Source organism: Oceanimonas marisflavi, from assembly GCF_003049725.1.
GTDB lineage: Bacteria > Pseudomonadota > Gammaproteobacteria > Enterobacterales > Aeromonadaceae > Oceanimonas > Oceanimonas marisflavi.
In genome coordinates, this window is sequence record NZ_QAGM01000009.1 from 105,847 (window position 1) to 125,165 (window position 19,319).

Genomic DNA, 19,319 nt, shown 5'->3' on the forward strand with positions numbered 1-19,319 from the left:
TCTGGAAGGACATCCGGAAAGGTTCAATTACAAGCGTAACAATGCACCAGGCAGAATGCCTTGTGCTGGCCGAACTCCACAAAAGCTGCAGGCACAAAAAAACCGCCTTGCGGCGGTTTTTTCTGAAGCTCGTTTCGCTTAGGCGCGAACGAAGTCCAGGTGAGCCAGCTTGGGCTTGTAGGGGTGACGCTGAACGTCCTGAACCTTAACCTTCACTTCCTGACCGTCGATAACCAGAGTCAGTACTTCGCTGTAGAAGGCGTCGTCGGCCTGAGCGATGATGGCTTTTTTGTGATCCAGAGCAATGGCTACCGGCTCCTGGTTGCCGCCGTAGATGATGGCAGGCACTTTATCGGCGTGACGCAGGCGGCGGCTCGCACCTTTCCCCAGGTCAGAACGCACTTCGGCTTCAAATACAAATGACATAATCTTCTCTCTTTGAGGTTAATGACAAAGGCTGCGACCGGCCTTTGCCTTGATAAAAGCGCGCGGATGGTAACACGCAGCCCCTGACGGGGCAAGCTGTGAAGCGGGAAGCCTGGCGTTTTATCGTTTGCAGAGCAGTGCACTACCGTCGGTCAAAGCACACTACTTCTCCGGCACGCCGTAAACCCATCCATGGGGGCTCCATTGCGCCATCCTTGGCGCAAAGGGCACGGCGAAGCAGACACGCTTTGCCCTCCTCCGCACGCTTGGCACTGACTGGCTGCACGCAGTCAACACCGAGGTTGCTCGAAGCAGCAGTGGGGATTGCCGGAGCCGACCATAAAATGCCATGGATGGCATTTTCGAGCGTCCCAAGGAGGGGCCTGAAGCGTGTCGGCGGAGCGCAACCGCACTGATGCTTCGCATTGCGCCCTCTTTGGCGATTTGTTTGACCAAAAGGCCAGCTAACGACTTCCAGCTTTAAAGAGCTTCTATCTGCTGCAGTATGCGCTTGTCCGATATCGGATAGGGCGTCCCAAGAGTCTGGGCAAAGTACGACACCCGCAGCTCTTCTATCATCCAGCGCACGGCTTTTACCTCTGAATCCAGCGGCTTGCCTTTGGGCTGCTTTTTCAGCAGGGCCTGATAGGCGGTCTGCACATTCTGAATCTTCAGCAGGTGCGCTCTGTCCCGGTGCGGATCTATGCCCAGCTTGTCGAGCCGGCGGCTCAGGGCCTCGAGGTAGCGGCATACGTCTTTCAGCCGCTCGGCGCCGGTGTCGGTCACAAAGCCGCGGTAAATCAGGCCGTCGAGCTGGGCCTGAATATCCGACATGGCCATGGCCATGGACAGGTCAATCTTGCCCTTGAGCCGCTTCTTGATGGCCTGGGCCCGGCTCAGCACCTCTTCCACCTGCAGGGCAATGGCCGCCACGGTCGGGTTGAGCTCGCCGGCGACCTTGTCTTTTAAGGTTTCAAACTCGCCCGGGGTCCAGGCCGGAGCGCCGTGCTCGCGCATCAGCTGATGAATACCGGCGCGAATGCAGTCGTCCACCAGATCCAGCACCTTGCCGTAGGGGTTGAAATAGAGTCCCAGCTTGGCCTTGTTGGGCAGCTTGTCCTGCAGATACTTGATGGGTGACGGCAGTTGCAGCTGCAGCAGCTTGCACTGGCCGTCCCACATGGTCTGAGCCTGGCTGGTTTCGTCTTCGCACAGCTGCAGCGCCACGCTGTCGCCCTGATCCGCCAGCGCCGGATAGGCCTTCACCTCAAAGCCGGCCCGTTTGGCGGCAAAGGTCTGCGGAATAGCCCTGGCGGGGAACGTCAGCAGGCCTTCCTGCTCAAAGCGATCGTCGTCCACCGCCTCGGTGAGCGCGGTCTGCACCTGCCCCTGCAGACTGAGCTTGATGCTTTCCAGATCCCGCCCCGTGGCCAATTCCTTGCCGTCGGCATCCACCACCGCAAAGCGCATAATGAGGTGCGCCGGCAGCGCCGACCAGTCCCAGTCTTCGCGGGGCACTGTCACGCCGGTCATGCGCCGCAGGTGTTTTTCCATCTGGTCAAGCAGCGGCCCTTCAAAGGGGGTCATGGCCGCCAGCAGCGCCTCGGCAAAATTGGGCGCCGGCACAAAATGCTTGCGCATGGGCTTGGGCAGGGATTTTATCAGCGCCACCAGCAGCTCCCGGCGCAGGCCCGGCACCTGCCACTCAAAGGGCTCGGCGGCCACCTGATTGAGCAGCGGCAGCGGAATGCGCACGGTCACGCCGTCTTCTTCCTTGCCCGGCTCAAACTGATAATCCAGGGGCAGGTTCAGACCGTCGTGCTGCCAGGCATCCGGGTAGTCGCGGGTGGTCACGGCGCCGGCGCGCTCGTTGAGCAGCATCTCTTCGGTAAAGTGCAGCAGTTCAGGCTCGGCCTTGCGTGCCCCCTTCCACCACTTGTCGAAGTGGCGAAGGGAAACGATATCGGCAGGCAGGCGCTCATCATAAAAACGGAACAGGGTCTCGTCGTCGATCACCAGATCCCGGCGGCGGGACTTGTGCTCCAGGGTTTCGGCCTGCTCCAGCAACGCCCGGTTGTGATGAAAGAACTCGTGGCGGGTATGCAGCTCCCCTTCCACCAGGGCCTGGCGAATAAACAGCTCCCGGCACAGTTTGGGATCAACGGCCGAGTAGTTCACCCGGCGGCGCACCACCACCGGCAGGCCAAACAGGTTCTGGCTCACATAGCCCATGACCGCGCCCTGCTTTTTCGACCAGTGCGGCTCGCTGTAGCTGGACTTGAGCAAATGGGCCCCCGCCTCTTCCAGCCATTGCTGGTCAATGCGGGCGGCGGTGCGGCCATACAAACGATGGGTTTCGGTGAGTTCGGCCACCATCAGCCAGCGGGGCGGCTTTTTGGCCAGTTGCGAGCCCGGCACCAGCACAAAGCGGGCGTTGCGCGCCCCCATGATTTCCTTTTTGTCGCCGTCGCGCAGGCCCACCTGGCTGAGCATGCCGGTGAGCAGGGCCCGGTGCAGGCTGTCGTAGCCGGCAGGGGTGCTGTTGAGGGCAAAGCCCAGCTCCCGCACCACCAGCCGCAGCTGGCTGTAAATGTCCTGCCATTCCCGCACTCTCAGGTAGTTGAGAAACTCACTCATGCACTGCTTGCGGAACTGATTGCCGCTCAGCAATTTTTGCTGCTCTTTCAGGTAGTTCCACAGATTTATATAGGCGACAAAGTCCGAGTCCTTGTCGGCAAAGCGGCGGTGCATTTCGGCGGCGGCCTGCTGTTTCTCCAGCGGTCGCTCGCGCGGGTCCTGAATGCTCAGCGCGGCGGTGATCACCATCACTTCGGTGACGCAGCCATAGTCCCGCGCGGCCAGCACCATACGCCCCAGACGGGGGTCCACCGGCAGGCGGGACAAATCCCGCCCCAGCGGGGTAAGCGTGAGTTCGTTTTTCTCGTTTTGTACCGCACCCAGCTCTTCCAGCAGGCGTATGCCGTCTGAGATGTTCTTGTTTTCCGGCGCTTCCACAAAGGGAAAGGCGGAAATGTCCCCCAGCCCCAGGGAGAGCATCTGCAATATGACCGAGGCCAGGTTGGTGCGCAGAATTTCCGGATCGGTAAACTCCGGCCGGTTGAGAAAGTCTTCTTCGCTGTACAGGCGAATACAGATGCCCGCCTCTACCCGGCCGCAGCGGCCCATACGCTGGTTGGCGCTGGCCTGGGACACCGGCTCAATGGGCAGGCGCTGCACCTTGGTGCGGTAGGAATAGCGGCTGATGCGGGCGGTGCCGGGATCGATCACATAGCGAATGCCGGGCACGGTGAGGGAGGTTTCCGCCACGTTGGTGGCGAGCACAATGCGCCGGCCGCTGTGGGATTCAAAAATGCGGTTCTGCTCGGCGTTCGACAGTCGTGAGAACAGGGGCACAATTTCGGTGTGGCGCAGCTCCAGCTTGCGCAGAGCGTCGGCAGTGTCGCGAATTTCCCGCTCGCCATTCATAAAGATCAGAATATCGCCCGGGCCTTCGTTGCTGAGCTCGGTCACCGCATCAAAAATGCCCTGCAGCTGATCCCGCTCCCGGTTGTCATCCACCAGCGGGCGATAGCGCAGCTCCACCGGATAGGTACGGCCCGACACCGAGATAATGGGCGCGTCGTTAAAGTGGCTGGAGAAACGCTCCGGATCTATGGTGGCCGAGGTAATGATCACCTTGAGATCGGGACGTCTGGGCAGCAGCTGGCGCAGGTAGCCCAGAATAAAGTCAATGTTGAGGCTGCGCTCGTGGGCTTCGTCGATGATGATGGTGTCGTACTGGCGCAGCAGCCGGTCCTGCTGAATTTCCGCCAGCAGAATGCCGTCGGTCATCAGCTTGACCTGGGTCTCTGTGCTTGCCTGATCGCTGAAGCGCACCTTGAAGCCGACCCGCTCGCCCAGCTCGCAACCCAGCTCCTGGGCCAGACGGGTGGCCACGCTGCGGGCCGCCAGCCGCCGGGGCTGAGTGTGGCCTATGGTGCCGTCCACACCCAACCCCAGCTCCAGGCACATTTTGGGGATCTGGGTGGTTTTGCCCGAGCCGGTTTCACCGGCGATGATCACCACCTGATGGTCCTGAATGGCCTTTTTGATGATGTCGCGCTTGTCGCTCACCGGCAACTGGGGCGGATAGGCAATGGGGCTTTTCAGCAGTTCCAGCCGGCGGCTGCGCTCGGCCATGGAAGTGGCCATTTCCAGGGCGATTTTCTCCAGCACCTGTTGCCGTTTGGCCTCATTAAGCTTTGCCACGCCCTGCAGCCGGCGGCGAAACCGCCCGCGCTCCGCGCTTCTGCATTCCTTCAGTCTTGCCTGCAACTGTTCAACCGACTGCGCCAAACCAGAACCCCTGTGAAAACGTTCATGTCAAAAATCTGGCGCGCAGTCTAGCAGAAACCGACGTTTGAATGGAGTCTTGAGCCGGGCACGCCCCCGGCCGGGGCCAGCCGGAAAAAGGCGGCTTTCTGCCTTTTCCGTCAGGTTTGGTGGCGACAATATCATCAGCCCACCACCCCGGAGCCGCCCTTTTCCCTTGCTGCGACTGTTTACGGCATTAATCTTTCCCTGAAAGGTCAAACTGGCGCTGGAGTCTGAACCAGCCACTCCCACTACAAACTGAAACCATAAGTTATTGATTAATATCACTTTAAAAATAAAAAAACGAAAGCAAGGCTCGTGTAAAGCGGCGGCAATGTCGGTTCGATGCTAAAGACATTGTCAAAAACAGACGTTACATCCCACAAAAGGCGAAAATAACAAATAAAGTGCAATCTTGTGATTGAAAAGCCAACACCATACCGGTATAGTGATTTCACAGCCCACTGTTGAGGAAGGTAAACAATGAAAGAGTTAGTCATAACCGTCATTTTTACAGTCTGCGCAACCACGCTTGCCATTTCTGCACCTTCCTTGGCACAATTCTAACTGAGCCCGGGAAGACAGGACTGTAAAACACTAAGAAATAAAAAATATTTCCTGTGAAACAAAAAAGGCGCCTTGCGGCGCCTTTTTTGTTTTCATCGGTTTTCTCAGTAGGGCGCCACGCTCATGCTGCTGCCGGAGCCGATCATGCGCACCCGCTGACCCGGCTGCCAGCTGCGATCCGCCTTTTGCACCACCACCAGGTTTTCACCGCTGTCGGTGCGGATCTCCAGTTCAACGGCATTCACCTGATTGATCTTCTCTTCGGCCTTGGAGCCGACCATGGCGCCGGCAATGGCGCCAGCGGCGGTGGCCAGGGAACGTCCGGTACCGCCCCCTATACTGCTGCCGGCAATACCGCCGATGACACCACCACCCACGGTGCCGATCACATTGGGATTTTGATCCCCGGCCTGAATTTTCACCGGCCGCACCGACACCAGGGTGCCATAGGTCACGTTCTGCGCCCGGCCGGCGGCGCTGCTGCCGTACACATCACCGGAATACACATCGGTGTTGGCGCACCCGCCCAGACCCAGGGCCGCCAGCACGGCCACCATGGATAACTGTTTGATGTTCATGAGAACCCCCTGTAATGAGAAGACGGATTGTTATTATGCTGACATTACACCCTTAAGACCGGATCGTCATCAATGTGGTTTCAGGTGAAGGAGTTAATGCCCGCCTTCCTCCTTGTCGTAGGGATATCTGGCGTGGCCAAAGCGAATGACCAGTATGGCCAGCGCCAGCACCAGGGCGGCCCCGGCCACGGTGATCAGCCGCCAGTTGTCCATGCCCTTCATGTCGAGGATGAGGTAACGGGCCAAGGCCACAATGGCGATATAAAGCGGAATACGAATGGGCAGCTTGCCCGAGCGCAGGTAGATGGCCACCATGGCCAGCACTTCCAGGTAAATGAACATCAGCAGCAGATCCGCCAGTGTCACACTGCGCGCCTGCCACATGGTGTTCACTTCCAGTGCCACCGCCACCACGGTGGCCAGGGCCACAATAATCAGACCCACATGCTGCATCACGTCCAGCGCCCGGCTGCCCAGCATTCTGTTATCGCTCATTCATCTTCTCCCCATTGGTTGTCATTGTGTTCGGCCTTGTTCAGCCCCTGACGGGCCCCTATAATACCCGGTCTCAAAATCGCAGCACTTATAAAAAATGAAGGTTTGATGATTTTTTCGAATAATATCAAGACCTCACTGCAGTCTGCATGGACGGTGATGCCTCACGGGCATGGCCATCCGCACATCACAAAACGTTCGGCTGCGCTGAACGGTCCAAGACCCACAACTCGGAAACCGTAATGATCTCCAACCTCAAACAAACCTGGTTCTTTAACGTCAAGGGCGACGTGCTGGCCGGTCTGGTGGTGGCGCTGGCGCTGATCCCGGAAGCCATCGCCTTTTCCATTATCGCCGGCGTCGATCCCAAGATCGGCCTGTATGCCTCCTTCAGCATGGCGGTGGTCATCGCCTTTGCCGGCGGTCGTCCGGGCATGATCTCCGCCGCCACCGGCGCCATGGCGCTGCTGATGGTGACCCTGGTAAAAGAGCACGGCCTGCAATATCTGCTGGCCGCCACTCTGCTCTGTGGCGTGTTTCAGATCATCATTGGCTATCTCAAGCTGGGCCAGCTGATGCGCTTTGTGTCCCGCTCCGTGGTCACCGGCTTCGTCAACGCCCTGGCCATACTGATCTTTATGGCCCAGCTGCCGGAGCTGACCAACGTCACCTGGCATGTTTACGCCATGACCGCCGCCGGCCTGGGCATTATCTATCTGCTGCCGCTGGTGCCGCGCATTGGCAAGCTGCTGCCCTCGCCGCTGGTGTGCATTGTGGGCCTCACCATAGTGGCCATGCTGTTTAATATCGATGTGCGCACCGTGGGCGACATGGGCGAGCTGCCCGATACCCTGCCGGTGTTCCTGTGGCCCGACGTGCCTCTGAACCTGGAAACCCTGGCCATTATCTTCCCCTACTCCCTGTCACTGGCGGTGGTGGGCCTGCTGGAGTCGATGATGACCGCCACCATAGTGGACGATCTCACCGACACCAAGAGCGACAAAAACCGCGAGTGCAAGGGTCAGGGCCTGGCCAACATTGCCACCGGCCTGCTCGGCGGCATGGCCGGCTGCGCCATGATCGGCCAGTCGGTGATCAACGTAAAATCCGGCGGCCGTGGCCGGCTGTCCACCCTGGTGGCGGGCGTGGTGCTGCTGATCCTGGTGGTGTTCCTCGGTCCCTGGGTATCCCAAATTCCCATGGCCGCCCTGGTGGCGGTGATGATTATGGTGTCCATCGGTACCTTCAGCTGGGCCTCCATTCGTGATTTGCGTACCCTGCCCAAAAGCAGCAGCCTGGTGATGATCGCCACCGTGGCGGTGGTGGTTTACAGCCACAACCTGGCCTGGGGCGTGCTGGTGGGTGTGCTGCTCAGCGCCCTGTTCTTTGCCAACAAGGTGGGCCAGATCCTGTACATTGGCTCGGAAAAAACCAGTGACGGCACCCGGGAATACCGAGTGGTGGGCCAGGTGTTCTTTACCTCCGCCGAACAGTTTGTGGCCGCCTTTGATTTCAAGGAAGTGGTCGAGCGGGTACGCATCGATCTGAGCCGCGCCCACTTCTGGGACATTACCGCCATCAGCGCCCTCGACAAGGTGGTGATCACCTTCAAGCGGGAAGGTACAGAGGTGGATATTGTTGGTCTGAATGAGGCCAGCGCCACCCTGGTGGACCGTTTTGCCGTTCATAACGATCCCCAGGCGGTAGAAAAGCTGATGGGCCACTGATGCCATCGACAAAGGAGAAATGGCAATGACCGAACAAGTACTGGCATGTATCGACGGCTCCGGCCACGCGGCGGCGGTATGCGACTGGGCCGGCTGGGCCAGTCAGCGCCTCGACGCGCCCCTTACCTTTGTGCATGTGCTCGATAAAGAGCCCGGCCCGGTGCAGGGCGATTTAAGCGGCAGCATTGGCCTTGGCAGCCAGGAACACTTGCTGGCAGAGCTGGCAGAGCTGGACGCAAAGCGCGGCAAGCTGGCCCGGGAGCAGGGCCGGCTGATGCTGGAGGCGGCGCAGCAGCGTGCACTGGAGAGCGGTATTGAACAGGCCGAGACCCTGCAGCGCCATGGTGCCCTGGTGGATACCCTGGTGGATCTGGAATCCAGCACCCGGCTGCTGGTGCTGGGCCGCCATGGCGAGGCGTCTGCCTCGGCCCATGCTCATCTGGGCAGCCATGTGGAGCAGGTGATACGCGCTCTGCACCGTCCCATACTGGTCACCCTGGGTGAGTTTCGTGCGCCGCAAAAGGTAATGCTGGCCTTTGATGGCAGTGCCACCACCCGCAAGGGCGTGGAAATGCTGGCCGGAAGCCCCCTGTTCAGGGGGCTGGAGCTGCATCTGGTGCTGGCCGGCGCCGACACCGACGACAACCGGGCCCAGCTGGAGTGGGCTCAACAGTTGCTGGAGCAGGCCGGCATCACCGCCGTCACCGCCATTGTGCCCGGCGAGGCCGACAAGGCGCTGACCGCCTACCAGCAGGAGCAGGGCATGGATCTGATGATCATGGGCGCCTACGGCCACTCCCGCATTCGCCAGTGGCTGGTGGGCAGCACTACCACTACCATGATCCGGGATGCTCAGGTGCCGCTGCTGATTTTGCGGTAACGCGTTACTCCCCTTCCGCCGCCATCCGCCTCAGCCAGTTACACAGACCCAGCGGGCTGATGGCGGTGGCATCCAGAATAAGCCGCCGGCCCAGCCACAGCGCCCGGCGCTGACAGTTTTCCCGGCAGGCGTCATCGGTAATGTCATCCAGATCCGCCACATGGGCAATGCCAATGGTGCGGCGAATCATCTCGGTGCCGGCAAAGCCCAGGCTGTCCCGCCATACTCGCTGCAGATAGTCTGCCACCACCGCCGGCTCCCGCAGCAGGGATGAAGGCGATGTCGCCGACAGCGTTCTGAACTCCTGACCGAACACCTTCCACAGCTCGCGAATATCCTCCACCCGGGCAAAGCGCGCCGCCTGAGCCTCCCTGGCATTGCCCCAGCCCGGCAACCCGCAAAAGTTCAGCATCAGGTTGGCCATCACCAGCCCGATATCAAAGCCCATGGGGCCATAAAAGCCGAACTCGGCGTCAAATACCCGACATTCACCTTCTCTCACAAACACCGAGCCGGTATGCAGATCTCCGTGCAACAACGCCTGAGTGTCACACTGAAAGCGCAGCCTCAACTGCGCCACCCTGTGCTTCAGCGCCCGGTCGGCCCACAACTCGGCGGCATCGCTTTCAAGCCCGGGCGGCACCCGGTTGCGCTCATGATCCTGGTAAGGATCGTTAAAAAACACCGTGTCGGTGGTCTCGCACAATTCCGGGTTGGTGAGCCGCGCCACCTCCGCCCGTTTTTCGGCGGAGGCCAAGGCAAAATCGGAAGTGCCGTACAACACCCGTGCCAGATGCCGCCCCAGCGCCGCAGCCACCCCGGAAGTGTTGCTGCCGGTGAGCAGGGCCTGGCGCCAGACCGTCCAGCCGGTCAGATCTTCCAGCAACAGGGCCGACAGGGTGTCATCAACGTGCAGCAGGGCCAGTGTCCCCCCGGAGCTGAGCCTGCCGTGACGCTGTAATACCCGGGCTTCCCGCGCCGCCCGGTGCCGGGTCAGGGGCCAGTCTTTGCCAATGCAGCGAATATAGGGCAATGCCTGTTTGACGATCACTCCGTGCCCATGGGTGTCGGTGATCCTGAATACCCGGTTAAGGTTGCCGTCTCCCACCTCTTCAGCGGTGAGGGCGGCGCTGGCATCAAAGCCGGTGTAATGCCGCCGGGCAAACTCGCAGGCGTCGTTCAGGGAAAATTCGTAATAGGCCGTCATGGTGCTCCTCCCTGGCAAAAATGATTCAGCCGAATGCCTCCACTATAGATGCCGGCTTCATAAAAAATATGATTCATATGAGCCTTTTTTAATCCTGCTGCTACCTTTTTGTAAGAAATGGCCCTGGCCGCACCACTATATAAACAGGCTGTGTTTAAACGGAGTTACCCATGCGAGACACCCTGCCACTGCTGGATTTAACCGAGTTTCCACCCCTGCGCCGGGATCGCCTCGACACCCTGCAGGTGAATCTGGGCTACAAGTGCAACATGAAATGCGTGCACTGCCATGTGGCCGCCGGCCCCCACCGCACCGAGATGATGGACCGGCAGACCCTGGCGCTGATCCCCAGGGTATTGCAGGCCCGCGGCATCGGTACCCTGGATCTCACCGGTGGCGCCCCGGAAATGCACAGCGGCTTTCGCGCCCTGGTGCGGGAAGCACGCAAGCTGGGCGTAAAGGTGATCGACCGCTGCAACCTCACCATACTGCTGGAGCCGGGCCATGAGGATCTGGCGGCGTTTCTGGCGGAAAACCGGGTGGAAATAGTCGCTTCCCTGCCCTGCTACGCCATGGAAAATGTCGATAAACAGCGGGGCAAGGGCAGCTTTGACAAGAGCATTGTGGCCCTGCAGCAACTGAACGCCCTGGGCTACGGCAAACCCGGCTCGGGGCTGATGCTGAACCTGGTGTACAACCCCCAGGGGCCCAGCCTGCCGCCGCCCCAGGATGAGCTGGAAGCCGCCTACCGCCGCGAGCTGCACGGTCATTTCGGCATTGAGTTCAACCGGCTGTTTGCGCTGGCCAACATGCCCATCAAGCGCTTTGGCGACTACCTGATCAGCAAACGGCAGTTTCACGACTATATGAAACTGCTGAAAAACAATTTCAGCGCCGACAACCTGGCCAGTGTGATGTGCAAAAACCTGATAAGCGTGGACTGGCAGGGTTATCTCTATGACTGCGACTTCAACCAGCAGCTGGGTCTGCCCCTGGCCGGCGAGGGCCGCCCGCACCTGGAAAGCCTGTTACGGGAAGATTATGTGGGCTGCCCCATTCGGGTGGCTGGCCACTGCCACGGCTGCACCGCCGGCCAGGGCAGCAGCTGCGGCGGCGCCCTGGATCACAAAGAATCATCATGACCCTGAGCATTATTATTCCCGCCCTCAACGAAGCCTCCGCCCTGCCCGCCACCCTGGCGGCGCTGCCTGACCACTGCGAGGTCATTCTGGTGGACGGCGGCAGCACCGACGGCACGGGGCAGCTGGCCGAGCGGCTGGGGGCCTGCGTGATCACATCGCCCCCGGGACGGGCCCGGCAGATGAACGCCGGCGCAGCCATCGCGCAAGGAGAACACCTGTTGTTTCTTCATGCGGACACGCTGTTGCCGGATCAGGCCCCCTTGCTGATCGCCAATGCCCTGCAGCACCGTTGCTGGGGGCGGTTTGACGTGCGGCTAATTGGCCAGCACCCCATGCTGGCGGTGATTGCCCGGCTGATGAACCTGCGCTCGCGGCTGAGCGGCATTGCCACCGGCGATCAGGCCATGTTTATGCGTAAAAACACCTTTATGGCGGTGGGCGGCTTTCCCGAACAACCACTGATGGAAGACATAGCGCTCAGCAAACGGCTGGGGCAACTGGGACCACCGGCCTGTTTGCGCCAGCGGGTATGTACCTCGGGGCGGCGCTGGGAGCAACACGGCGTCTGGCGCACCATCTGGCTGATGTGGCGGCTGCGCTTTGCCTACTGGCGCGGTGCCGATCCGGCACGGCTGGCGGAGCAGTACCGTTGAAGGTGCGCATTCTGGTGTTTGCCAAGGCGCCCCTGCCCGGCCGGGCCAAGACCCGGCTGACCCCGGCACTGGGCGCCGAGGGCGCCGCCCGCCTTGCCCGGCGAATGCTGGAGACCACCCTGGCGCAGTGCCTGGCCGCGAATATCGGCCCGGTGGAACTGTGCATGAGCCCGGCCCCGGCCCACCCCGACTGGCAGAGCGTTTCCCTACCCTCGAGGCTTGAGCTGAGCGCCCAGGGCGACGGCGATCTGGGCGCCCGCATGGCCCGGGCCGCCCGGCACAGTCTGGCCTGCAACAAGGCGGTGATCCTGGTGGGCACCGACTGCCCGCAACTTTCCCCTGAACTGCTGCAGCGGGCAGCCGACCGGCTGGTACATAGCGAGGCGCTGCTGCACCCCACCGCAGACGGCGGCTATGCCCTGCTGGGCCTGCGCCGGTTTTCCGGCAGCCTGTTTGCACACATGCCCTGGAGCACGCCACAGGTGGCGTCCCTCACCCGCCGGCGGCTTGACGCCCTGAACTGGCGCTGGATGGAGGGCGAGTGCCTCACAGATATTGACGAGCCGGGAGATCTGTTTCAGCTGCCCGGGCGGTGGCGGGAGCCATGATGCTGAACGAGTTTGAACCCTGGCTGCGGCTGGGCAGCTTTGCCGGTTTACTGCTGTTGTTCCTGCTGTGGGAGCAGGCAGCCCCCCGCCGCCCGCGGGAGCAGACCCGGTGGCCCCGCTGGCTTCGGCACCTGCTGCTGACCAGCCTCAATACCCTGCTGGTGCGCGCTCTGTTTCCCCTGGCCGCGGTGGGAGCGGCGCTGCTGGCGGATGAGCAGGGCTGGGGCCTGCTGCCCCGGCTCAATCTGCCCGGCTGGCTGTCGCTGCTGCTGGCGGTACTGGCGCTGGATTGTCTCATTTACTGGCAACACCGGCTGTTTCACCGCGTGCCGCTGCTGTGGCGGCTGCACCGCATGCACCACACCGACACCGAGCTGGATGCGACCACGGGAGTGCGTTTTCATCCGCTGGAAATATTGCTGTCGATGGGCATCAAGCTGATCGCCGTGCTGGTGTTGGGGGCATCCCCGCTGGCGGTGCTGATATTTGAGGTGCTGCTCAGCTCCACCTCCCTGTTCAATCACGCCAATATTTATCTGCCCACCCGGCTGGATGAAATGTTACGGCGTCTGCTGGTCACCCCCGATATGCACAGAGTGCATCATTCGGTATATCCAAAGGAAACCGACAGCAATTTTGGCTTTAACCTGAGCTGGTGGGATCACCTGTTTGGCAGCTACCGGGCCCAGCCACAGGATGGCCACCTGCACATGAAACTGGGCTTGCGGGAGTTTCGCGATCCCGTTGAACAACGACTGTTGCAGCTGCTTGCGCAACCGTTCAGAATCTCAACGCCGGCCACTAAAAAGGAGCCTTGAGGCTCCTTGATATTACGCGCGTATAACCAGGAACGGGCCTGGATCAGGGCCGGCAAAAACCGGGCGCTTTTTTACCCTGTTTTTTCATGATCTGACACTTGCGGTTGTCTACTCCGTCGCCCCTTGAAGCCATACTGTCGGCAAAGGGCTGGCTGGCCATGGTGGCGCTGGTATGAAGCGGCACTATGCTCAGCGCAAAAACGGCTGCAAGCATAACGGACGTGAACGTCTTCATGGTACATCTCCTGTGTTCGGTATCGGGACCTGGATCTCCCTGAACTGGCTGGCCCGATTTTCCCGGGAAAGCCCTCCACCGGCTTAAGCCGGCAGTTAACCATTAGACGTGGCAAAGGCCCATTTTATTCCATTTAATTTAATAGGATTTAAGCATTTACCATTGACATTTTCATAACCTGTTGTTCTAAATCAATGAAGCCTGCATCTCCCACACCATCATCTGTTCTCTCTGGCAAACTGTGATACAGTGCCTGCCAAGCCCCCACAAGCCTTTGATGTCAATCACCTATTTCAGGGAAAATAACAATGAGCACCAATGTACTGGCCGGCATCGACGGTTCCAAACATACTGCCTGCGTTTGCGACTATGCGGCCTGGGCTGCCCAGCAACTCTCTGCCTCTCTGGTGCTGCTGAACGTACTGCACAAGCCAGAGCCCACGCTGCTTTACAATGTTGGGGCGACCGCCAGCCTGAGCGCCCAGGACAAGGTCCAGGCCGAGCTGGCTGACCTCGACAAAAAACGGGCCGAGCTGGCCAAAGAGCAGAGCCGGCTGATCCTGAATCAGGCCAGCCAGCATCTGCAGCAGGCCGGTTACCCGGAGCCTCGCACCATCTCCCGCGAAGGACGCCTGGTGCATGTGCTGGAGCAGTATGACGATTACGCCGATCTGGTGGTACTGGGCCGGCGCGGCACCAATGAAGATGACAGCCCGGAACGCTTGGGTGGCCATGTGGAGCAGGTGATCCGCACCACCGACAAACCGCTGCTGCTGACCGATGGTGAGTTTACCCCGCCCCAGCGCATCATGATCGCCTTTGACGGCAGCGCCACCACCCGCAAGGGCGTGGAATACATTGCCCGCTCCCCCCTGTTCAAGGGGCTGGAGTGCCATGTGGTCATGGTGGCCGGCCCCAGTGAAGAGAAACAGACCCAGCTTGAGGCCGCCCGCCAGCTGCTGGAAGACGCCGGTCACCAGGCCACCGCGGCCCTGCTGCAGGGGGAAGTAAAGAAAAACCTGCTGGCCTACCAGGAAAAACAGAATATCGATCTGATGGTGATGGGCGCCTACGGCCATTCCCGCATTCGGCTGTGGCTGCTGGGCAGCATTACCAACCTGATGCTGCAGGAATCCCACAAGCCCATGCTGATTTTGCGCTAAATTCTGTGCACCCATAACAACAACGCCGGGCAAATGCCCGGCGTTTTTTTGTTGTCTGCGCCATGGGCCCCCGCCTTCGCGGGGGCGACGAGAGGGATCAGAACACGCCCTGCTCGCGCAGGTATTCGTCATAGGTGCCTCTGAAGTCGCGAATGCCGTTTTCGCTCAGCTCCAGAATGCGGGTGGCCAGGGACGACACAAATTCCCGATCGTGAGACACGAAGATAAGCGTACCCTGATACATTTCCAGCGCCATGTTCAGCGACTCGATGGATTCCATGTCCAGGTGGTTGGTGGGCTCGTCCATCACCAGAATATTGGGCTTGTGCATCATCAGCTTGCCAAACAGCATGCGCCCCTGTTCACCACCGGACAGTACACCCACCTTTTTCCTGATGTCGTCCTGGCTGAACAACAGCCGGCCCAGCACCGAGCGCACGGTCTGCTCGTCGTCCCCTTCCTGCTGCCACTGGCTCATCCAGTCAAACACGGTGAGATCCACGTCGAAGTCTACGGCATGATCCTGAGCGTAATAGCCGATGCTGGCGTTTTCCGACCACTTGATGGTGCCGCTGTCGGGGGCCAGCTCGCCCACCAGGGTTTTCACCAGGGTGGATTTACCGATGCCGTTGGTACCCAGAATGGCAATGCGCTCGCCCACTTCCACCATCATGCTGAGGTTTTTGAACAGGGGAGCCTCGCCGTAGCCCTTGGCCAGACCTTCCACTTCCAGAATATTGCGATAGAGCTTTTTGTCCTGCTCAAAGCGAATAAAAGGGTTCTGGCGGCTGGAGGCCTTGACCTCTTCCAGCTTGATCTTGTCAATCTGCTTGGCACGAGAGGTGGCCTGGCGCGCCTTGGACGCATTGGCGCTGAAACGGGATACAAACGACTGCAGCTCGGCGATCTGGGCCTTTTTCTTGGCGTTGTCGGCCAGCAGCCGCTCCCGGGCCTGGGTGGCGGCCAGCATATAGTCGTCGTAGTTGCCCGGATAGACCCGCAGCTCACCGTAGTCCAGATCCGCCATGTGGGTGCAGACACTGTTCAGAAAGTGACGGTCGTGGGAAATGATGATCATGGTGCTGTTGCGCTCGTTCAGGGCGCCTTCCAGCCAGCGAATGGTATCGATGTCCAGGTTGTTGGTGGGCTCGTCGAGCAGCAGCACGTCCGGGTCGGAAAACAGCGCCTGAGCCAGCAGCACCCGCAGTTTCCAGCCCGGCGCCACTTCGCTCATGGGACCATTGTGCTGCTCCAGAGGAATGCCCACCCCCAGCAGCAATTCGCCGGCCCGGGCCTCGGCGGTATAACCGTCGTACTCCGCCACCAGGCCTTCCAGCTCGGCGGCACGCATATAGTCTTCGTCGCTGGCTTCCAGATTGGCATAAATGCTGTCGCGCTCATGCATGGCCGCCCACAGCTCCACATGCCCCATCATCACCACATCCAGCACCCGCTCGTTCTCGTAGGCGAACTGATCCTGACGCAGCTTGCCGATGCGCTCGTTCACGTCCAGGCTCACGTTGCCGGCGCTGGGATCCAGATCGCCGCCCAGAATCTTCATGAAGGTGGACTTGCCGCAGCCGTTGGCGCCGATCAGACCGTAGCGGTTGCCGTCACCGAACTTGACGGAAATATTTTCAAACAACGGCTTGGCGCCGAACTGCATGGTGATGTTGTTGGTGGAAATCAAGAAACAAACTCGCTGTAGTAAAAGAAGGGAAGGCAAAACGCCAAAGGCCGCCAAGGATACCGGCGGCGGCCATAAAGTTCAAAGACTGTTTATGAATTAACCACCCGGCTAGCGTGCCACCAGGACATCGCAGGGGGGCGCACTAAGCAGGCTCATGGCCAGATTGCCCATCAACAGGCGGCTGATGCCCTGGCGGCCGTGATAGCCCAGCACCAGCAGCTGGGCCGCCTCATCACTCACCACTGAGGTGATCGCTTTTTTCACCTCCCCTGACAGAATCCGGGTATTAATGCGCTCCTGATCGTCGGCAGGAATAAAATGGGACATTTCTTCTTTGATTTCCTGCTCGATGCGGGTGCGCTGATGCGCCATCAGGCTTTCGGTGTGCATGGGCTCATGCCGCAGAAAGCCCAGCAACATGGGGGGCTCAAACACATGCACCAGACTGACGCTGGCATCGGGCGCCAGGGCCAGCGCCGCCTGCAACGCGTGATGGGAGCTGCGGGAGAAATCTGTGGCAGCCACCACCTTTCGATAAGGCTCATGAGCGCCCTGGCTGACCACCAGCACCGGCATAAGACAGTGGCGTAGCAACCGTTCCACGGTCGTACCGAGAAACAGCTCCTGCATGGGCTCCAGATGATGGCGGCCGGCCAGCAGCAAATCCGCCTGCAGCTCGGTGGCCTTGCGGGCCAGAGTCTGGGAGGGCTTGCCCAGCAGCACATGGCACTCAATGCCGGAACGCTGGGCAACGGGAAGCGCATTCACCAGCTGCTGCAGAGCCTGGGTGGCCCCCTGTTGCAGCCGGCGGCGTACCGAGATTTCCACCATGGGTTCATACAGCACCATGGCTTCGTCAATCACGTGCACCAGATGCAACCGGGCCTGCAAATGACTGGCCAACGCCGCCGCCCGCGCCACCACCTTTTGCGAGCCCGCTTCCAAATCTACTGCCGCGAGTAATATCTTCATTTTGTTGCCCTTTTTCTGTTGCACGGCCTCACTCAGGCCCCTTGTTGCAGCTTTCCCCTTTTTTGCATAAAAAGCAACCGGACTGCCCGGTTTTGCCGCACACCGGCTTTGGTTTACAATGCAGCCCCTTCTGGCTTTATTTTATCGGGATATCACGTGTTAACAGCAGAAATTGCCATGCGCTGGCTGGTTGCCGGCCACATTGACCATTATATTTGCGAAAACTGTCATGGCATTCACCTTGCCGAACTGCAGGGGCTGGACGGCGTGCTGGAAAGCCGGCTGTTCGTGGAGCATGAAGGCGCCATTCTCACCACCGAAGTGGAAATTCGTCCGACGGCTCTGCTGACCCTGATGGCCGAACTGGGCCGGCTGAACATGAACTATCCCAGTCTCAAAATCTTCGTCGATATTGTAGACGACAATCTGCCCCGGCTGATTGTGGCCGACTATCTGCACACTCAGGCCGGCATGGAACAGCACCAGTTCCAGTGGATTGTGCAGCAGACCATGATGGCGACCCATCAGCTGGTACAGGAGCTGGATGAACTTGGCTACCTGATGCAGGATGAACCACAGAAAATGCCGGCGGCTGTGCATTAAGCCGGCAGAATGTGCAGGAAAAAGCCAGTTGAAACACAAATGGTGAAAAATGCTTGAACCCGCTTCGGCAAGCCAGTACATTACGCCCCGTCCCCAAGGGAACACCACGGAGTGAAGCGAACACTCCCAAATAAAATGCAGAACAAAATGTGGTGAGGTGTCCGAGTGGCTGCCCGAGGCGAAGCCGAGAGGTAACTAGCACGCAGCGTGCTGCGTCAGCCCGAGGACCTGAAACTGCATACCTTATGGAGTGATGTCCACACTCCAAAATCAAAGACAACGAAAAAATGTGGTGAGGTGTCCGAGTGGCTGAAGGAGCACGCCTGGAAAGTGTGTATACGGCAACGTATCGAGGGTTCGAATCCCTCCTTCACCGCCAGCATTTTGAAAGCCCGCGCAGTAATGCGCGGGCTTTTTTCGTATTTCCGGAATTTGGCACTATCCTTTAATTCACTCTTTCTGACGGGAAAAATTTCTCGCTGTTCCCCGCGTTGTTGAAGGTGTACATAAGCGCTCCACAGGAGGGTTTTGCCATTGAACACTGCGCCGCTTGCCACTTGCGTTTTTGACGACATCATCACCGCCATTGCCGGTCCCGGCGTGGGTATTTTTCCCGGCTTTCTCGACGCCGCCCAGACCGCCGCCCTGCGCCGGGATTTTGCCTCCCTGCCCGACTGGCAACTCACTCCCGCCGGCATTGGCCGGGAGCACAGCCACCATAACAACGAACGCATTCGTACCGACAAGACCCGCTGGCTGGATGGTGCTACCGCCCCCCAACAGGGTTTTATGACGCTGATGGCCGAGCTGCAACAGCAATTCAACCGTCATCTGTTTATGGGGCTGAAAGATTACGAGTGCCACTACGCCCGCTATGACCAGGGCGACTTCTACAAAAAGCACCTGGATGCCTTTCGCGGCCGCAGCAACCGCCGGCTGACCACCGTGCTCTATCTGAACGAGAGCTGGCAGCCGGATCACGGTGGCGAACTGCTGATCTATGCTGAAAAGGGCCGGCAGCCGCTGTACCGGGTGCAGCCCGAGGGTGGCACCCTGGTATGCTTTCTGTCGGAACGTTTTCCACACGAGGTGTTGCCGGCGCACCGGCCTCGGCTGAGCATCGCCGGCTGGTTCAGGGTGGACGATCCGGTGGCGGCCGCCCTGCGGCTGTAGCCCCTTCC

The 19,319-nt window shown here is 59.9% G+C and carries 17 protein-coding genes and 1 tRNA gene; 10 read left to right on the plus strand and 8 right to left on the minus strand.

Annotation, left to right across the window (positions count from 1 at the left end; translation table 11 throughout):
• Positions 1 to 138: 138 nt before the first annotated feature.
• The 4 genes from rplY to DA373_RS07835 all read right to left on the minus strand — a co-directional run bounded on the left by rplY (position 139) and on the right by DA373_RS07835 (position 6,440).
• A complete protein-coding gene (gene rplY / locus DA373_RS07815) occupies positions 139 to 426 on the minus strand; it encodes a 50S ribosomal protein L25 (protein ID WP_107851746.1) in 288 nt (95 codons plus the stop codon).
• 480 nt (positions 427 to 906) lie between these two features.
• Entirely contained in the window at positions 907 to 4,782 is a 3,876-nt protein-coding gene (hrpA, locus tag DA373_RS07820) for an ATP-dependent RNA helicase HrpA (RefSeq protein WP_107851747.1), read from the minus strand.
• Positions 4,783 to 5,471: 689 nt separating this feature from the next.
• On the minus strand, positions 5,472 to 5,945 hold the full coding sequence (locus DA373_RS07830) for an outer membrane lipoprotein (RefSeq protein WP_198650270.1): 474 nt from the start codon (positions 5,943 to 5,945) through the stop codon (positions 5,472 to 5,474).
• A 93-nt stretch (positions 5,946 to 6,038) separates the two neighbouring features.
• Entirely contained in the window at positions 6,039 to 6,440 is a 402-nt protein-coding gene (locus tag DA373_RS07835; protein ID WP_107851749.1) for a phosphate-starvation-inducible protein PsiE, read from the minus strand.
• A gap of 242 nt (positions 6,441 to 6,682) precedes the next feature.
• Between DA373_RS07835 and DA373_RS07840 the strand changes: the two genes are divergently transcribed.
• Positions 6,683 to 8,167, plus strand: a complete 1,485-nt coding sequence (locus DA373_RS07840) for a SulP family inorganic anion transporter (protein WP_107851750.1) — start codon at positions 6,683 to 6,685, stop codon at positions 8,165 to 8,167.
• A gap of 25 nt (positions 8,168 to 8,192) precedes the next feature.
• A complete protein-coding gene (locus tag DA373_RS07845) occupies positions 8,193 to 9,047 on the plus strand; it encodes a universal stress protein (RefSeq protein WP_107851751.1) in 855 nt (284 codons plus the stop codon).
• Positions 9,048 to 9,051: 4 nt separating this feature from the next.
• On the opposite strand, the gene mtnK is transcribed toward DA373_RS07845, so the two are convergent.
• Positions 9,052 to 10,254 carry an S-methyl-5-thioribose kinase gene (gene mtnK, locus DA373_RS07850; RefSeq protein WP_107851752.1) on the minus strand — a complete coding sequence of 401 codons (1,203 nt, stop codon included), beginning with the start codon at positions 10,252 to 10,254 and terminating at the stop codon, positions 9,052 to 9,054.
• Positions 10,255 to 10,424: 170 nt separating this feature from the next.
• Here mtnK and arsS point away from each other — a divergent pair, with 170 nt between their 5' ends.
• Genes arsS through DA373_RS07870 form a run of 4 tightly spaced genes read left to right on the plus strand, consistent with a single transcriptional unit; the run spans position 10,425 to position 13,475 of the window.
• The gene (gene arsS, locus DA373_RS07855) at positions 10,425 to 11,396 is read left to right on the plus strand and encodes an arsenosugar biosynthesis radical SAM (seleno)protein ArsS (protein WP_107851753.1); all 972 of its coding nucleotides are present in this window, start codon (positions 10,425 to 10,427) and stop codon (positions 11,394 to 11,396) included.
• The gene (locus DA373_RS07860) at positions 11,393 to 12,049 is read left to right on the plus strand and encodes a TIGR04283 family arsenosugar biosynthesis glycosyltransferase (RefSeq protein WP_107851754.1); all 657 of its coding nucleotides are present in this window, start codon (positions 11,393 to 11,395) and stop codon (positions 12,047 to 12,049) included. The genes arsS and DA373_RS07860 overlap by 4 nt, the downstream gene beginning before the upstream one ends.
• Positions 12,050 to 12,051: 2 nt before the next feature.
• Entirely contained in the window at positions 12,052 to 12,657 is a 606-nt protein-coding gene (locus DA373_RS07865) for a TIGR04282 family arsenosugar biosynthesis glycosyltransferase (protein WP_232821227.1), read from the plus strand.
• Entirely contained in the window at positions 12,654 to 13,475 is an 822-nt protein-coding gene (locus tag DA373_RS07870; RefSeq protein WP_232821225.1) for a sterol desaturase family protein, read from the plus strand. Before DA373_RS07865 ends, DA373_RS07870 begins: the two co-directional genes overlap by 4 nt.
• Before the next feature lie 43 nt (positions 13,476 to 13,518).
• Here DA373_RS07870 and DA373_RS07875 read toward each other — a convergent pair whose 3' ends face one another.
• A complete protein-coding gene (locus DA373_RS07875; RefSeq protein WP_107851757.1) occupies positions 13,519 to 13,710 on the minus strand; it encodes a hypothetical protein in 192 nt (63 codons plus the stop codon).
• Between the two features lie 308 nt (positions 13,711 to 14,018).
• Here DA373_RS07875 and DA373_RS07880 point away from each other — a divergent pair, with 308 nt between their 5' ends.
• A complete protein-coding gene (locus tag DA373_RS07880; RefSeq protein WP_107851758.1) occupies positions 14,019 to 14,873 on the plus strand; it encodes a universal stress protein in 855 nt (284 codons plus the stop codon).
• Positions 14,874 to 14,970: 97 nt separating this feature from the next.
• Here DA373_RS07880 and DA373_RS07885 read toward each other — a convergent pair whose 3' ends face one another.
• Positions 14,971 to 16,563 (minus strand): ABC-F family ATPase, encoded by a 1,593-nt coding sequence (locus DA373_RS07885; protein WP_107851759.1) that lies wholly within the window; start codon positions 16,561 to 16,563, stop codon positions 14,971 to 14,973.
• 108 nt (positions 16,564 to 16,671) lie between these two features.
• Positions 16,672 to 17,535, minus strand: coding sequence for a universal stress protein (locus tag DA373_RS07890; RefSeq protein WP_107851784.1), 864 nt, complete (start codon positions 17,533 to 17,535; stop codon positions 16,672 to 16,674).
• 177 nt (positions 17,536 to 17,712) lie between these two features.
• Here DA373_RS07890 and DA373_RS07895 point away from each other — a divergent pair, with 177 nt between their 5' ends.
• The 3 genes from DA373_RS07895 (at position 17,713) to DA373_RS07905 (ending at position 19,311) form a co-directional block, all read left to right on the plus strand.
• Entirely contained in the window at positions 17,713 to 18,138 is a 426-nt protein-coding gene (locus DA373_RS07895; RefSeq protein WP_107851760.1) for a YbjN domain-containing protein, read from the plus strand.
• 291 nt (positions 18,139 to 18,429) lie between these two features.
• Positions 18,430 to 18,517 (plus strand) — tRNA-Ser (locus DA373_RS07900).
• 155 nt (positions 18,518 to 18,672) lie between these two features.
• The gene (locus tag DA373_RS07905) at positions 18,673 to 19,311 is read left to right on the plus strand and encodes a 2OG-Fe(II) oxygenase (RefSeq protein WP_107851761.1); all 639 of its coding nucleotides are present in this window, start codon (positions 18,673 to 18,675) and stop codon (positions 19,309 to 19,311) included.
• Positions 19,312 to 19,319 lie beyond the last annotated feature (8 nt).

Coding starts and splice junctions, on each gene's coding strand:
- mtnK (WP_107851752.1), bottom strand. CDS start 10,254: ATGACGGCCTATTACGAATTTTCCCTGAACGACGCCTGCGAGTTTGCC.
- DA373_RS07845 (WP_107851751.1), top strand. CDS start 8,193: ATGACCGAACAAGTACTGGCATGTATCGACGGCTCCGGCCACGCGGCG.
- DA373_RS07895 (WP_107851760.1), top strand. CDS start 17,713: ATGCGCTGGCTGGTTGCCGGCCACATTGACCATTATATTTGCGAAAAC.
- DA373_RS07870 (WP_232821225.1), top strand. CDS start 12,654: ATGATGCTGAACGAGTTTGAACCCTGGCTGCGGCTGGGCAGCTTTGCC.
- DA373_RS07890 (WP_107851784.1), bottom strand. CDS start 17,535: ATGAAGATATTACTCGCGGCAGTAGATTTGGAAGCGGGCTCGCAAAAG.
- DA373_RS07830 (WP_198650270.1), bottom strand. CDS start 5,945: ATGAACATCAAACAGTTATCCATGGTGGCCGTGCTGGCGGCCCTGGGT.
- DA373_RS07840 (WP_107851750.1), top strand. CDS start 6,683: ATGATCTCCAACCTCAAACAAACCTGGTTCTTTAACGTCAAGGGCGAC.
- DA373_RS07880 (WP_107851758.1), top strand. CDS start 14,019: ATGAGCACCAATGTACTGGCCGGCATCGACGGTTCCAAACATACTGCC.
- DA373_RS07835 (WP_107851749.1), bottom strand. CDS start 6,440: ATGAGCGATAACAGAATGCTGGGCAGCCGGGCGCTGGACGTGATGCAG.
- DA373_RS07860 (WP_107851754.1), top strand. CDS start 11,393: ATGACCCTGAGCATTATTATTCCCGCCCTCAACGAAGCCTCCGCCCTG.
- DA373_RS07875 (WP_107851757.1), bottom strand. CDS start 13,710: ATGAAGACGTTCACGTCCGTTATGCTTGCAGCCGTTTTTGCGCTGAGC.
- arsS (WP_107851753.1), top strand. CDS start 10,425: ATGCGAGACACCCTGCCACTGCTGGATTTAACCGAGTTTCCACCCCTG.
- rplY (WP_107851746.1), bottom strand. CDS start 426: ATGTCATTTGTATTTGAAGCCGAAGTGCGTTCTGACCTGGGGAAAGGT.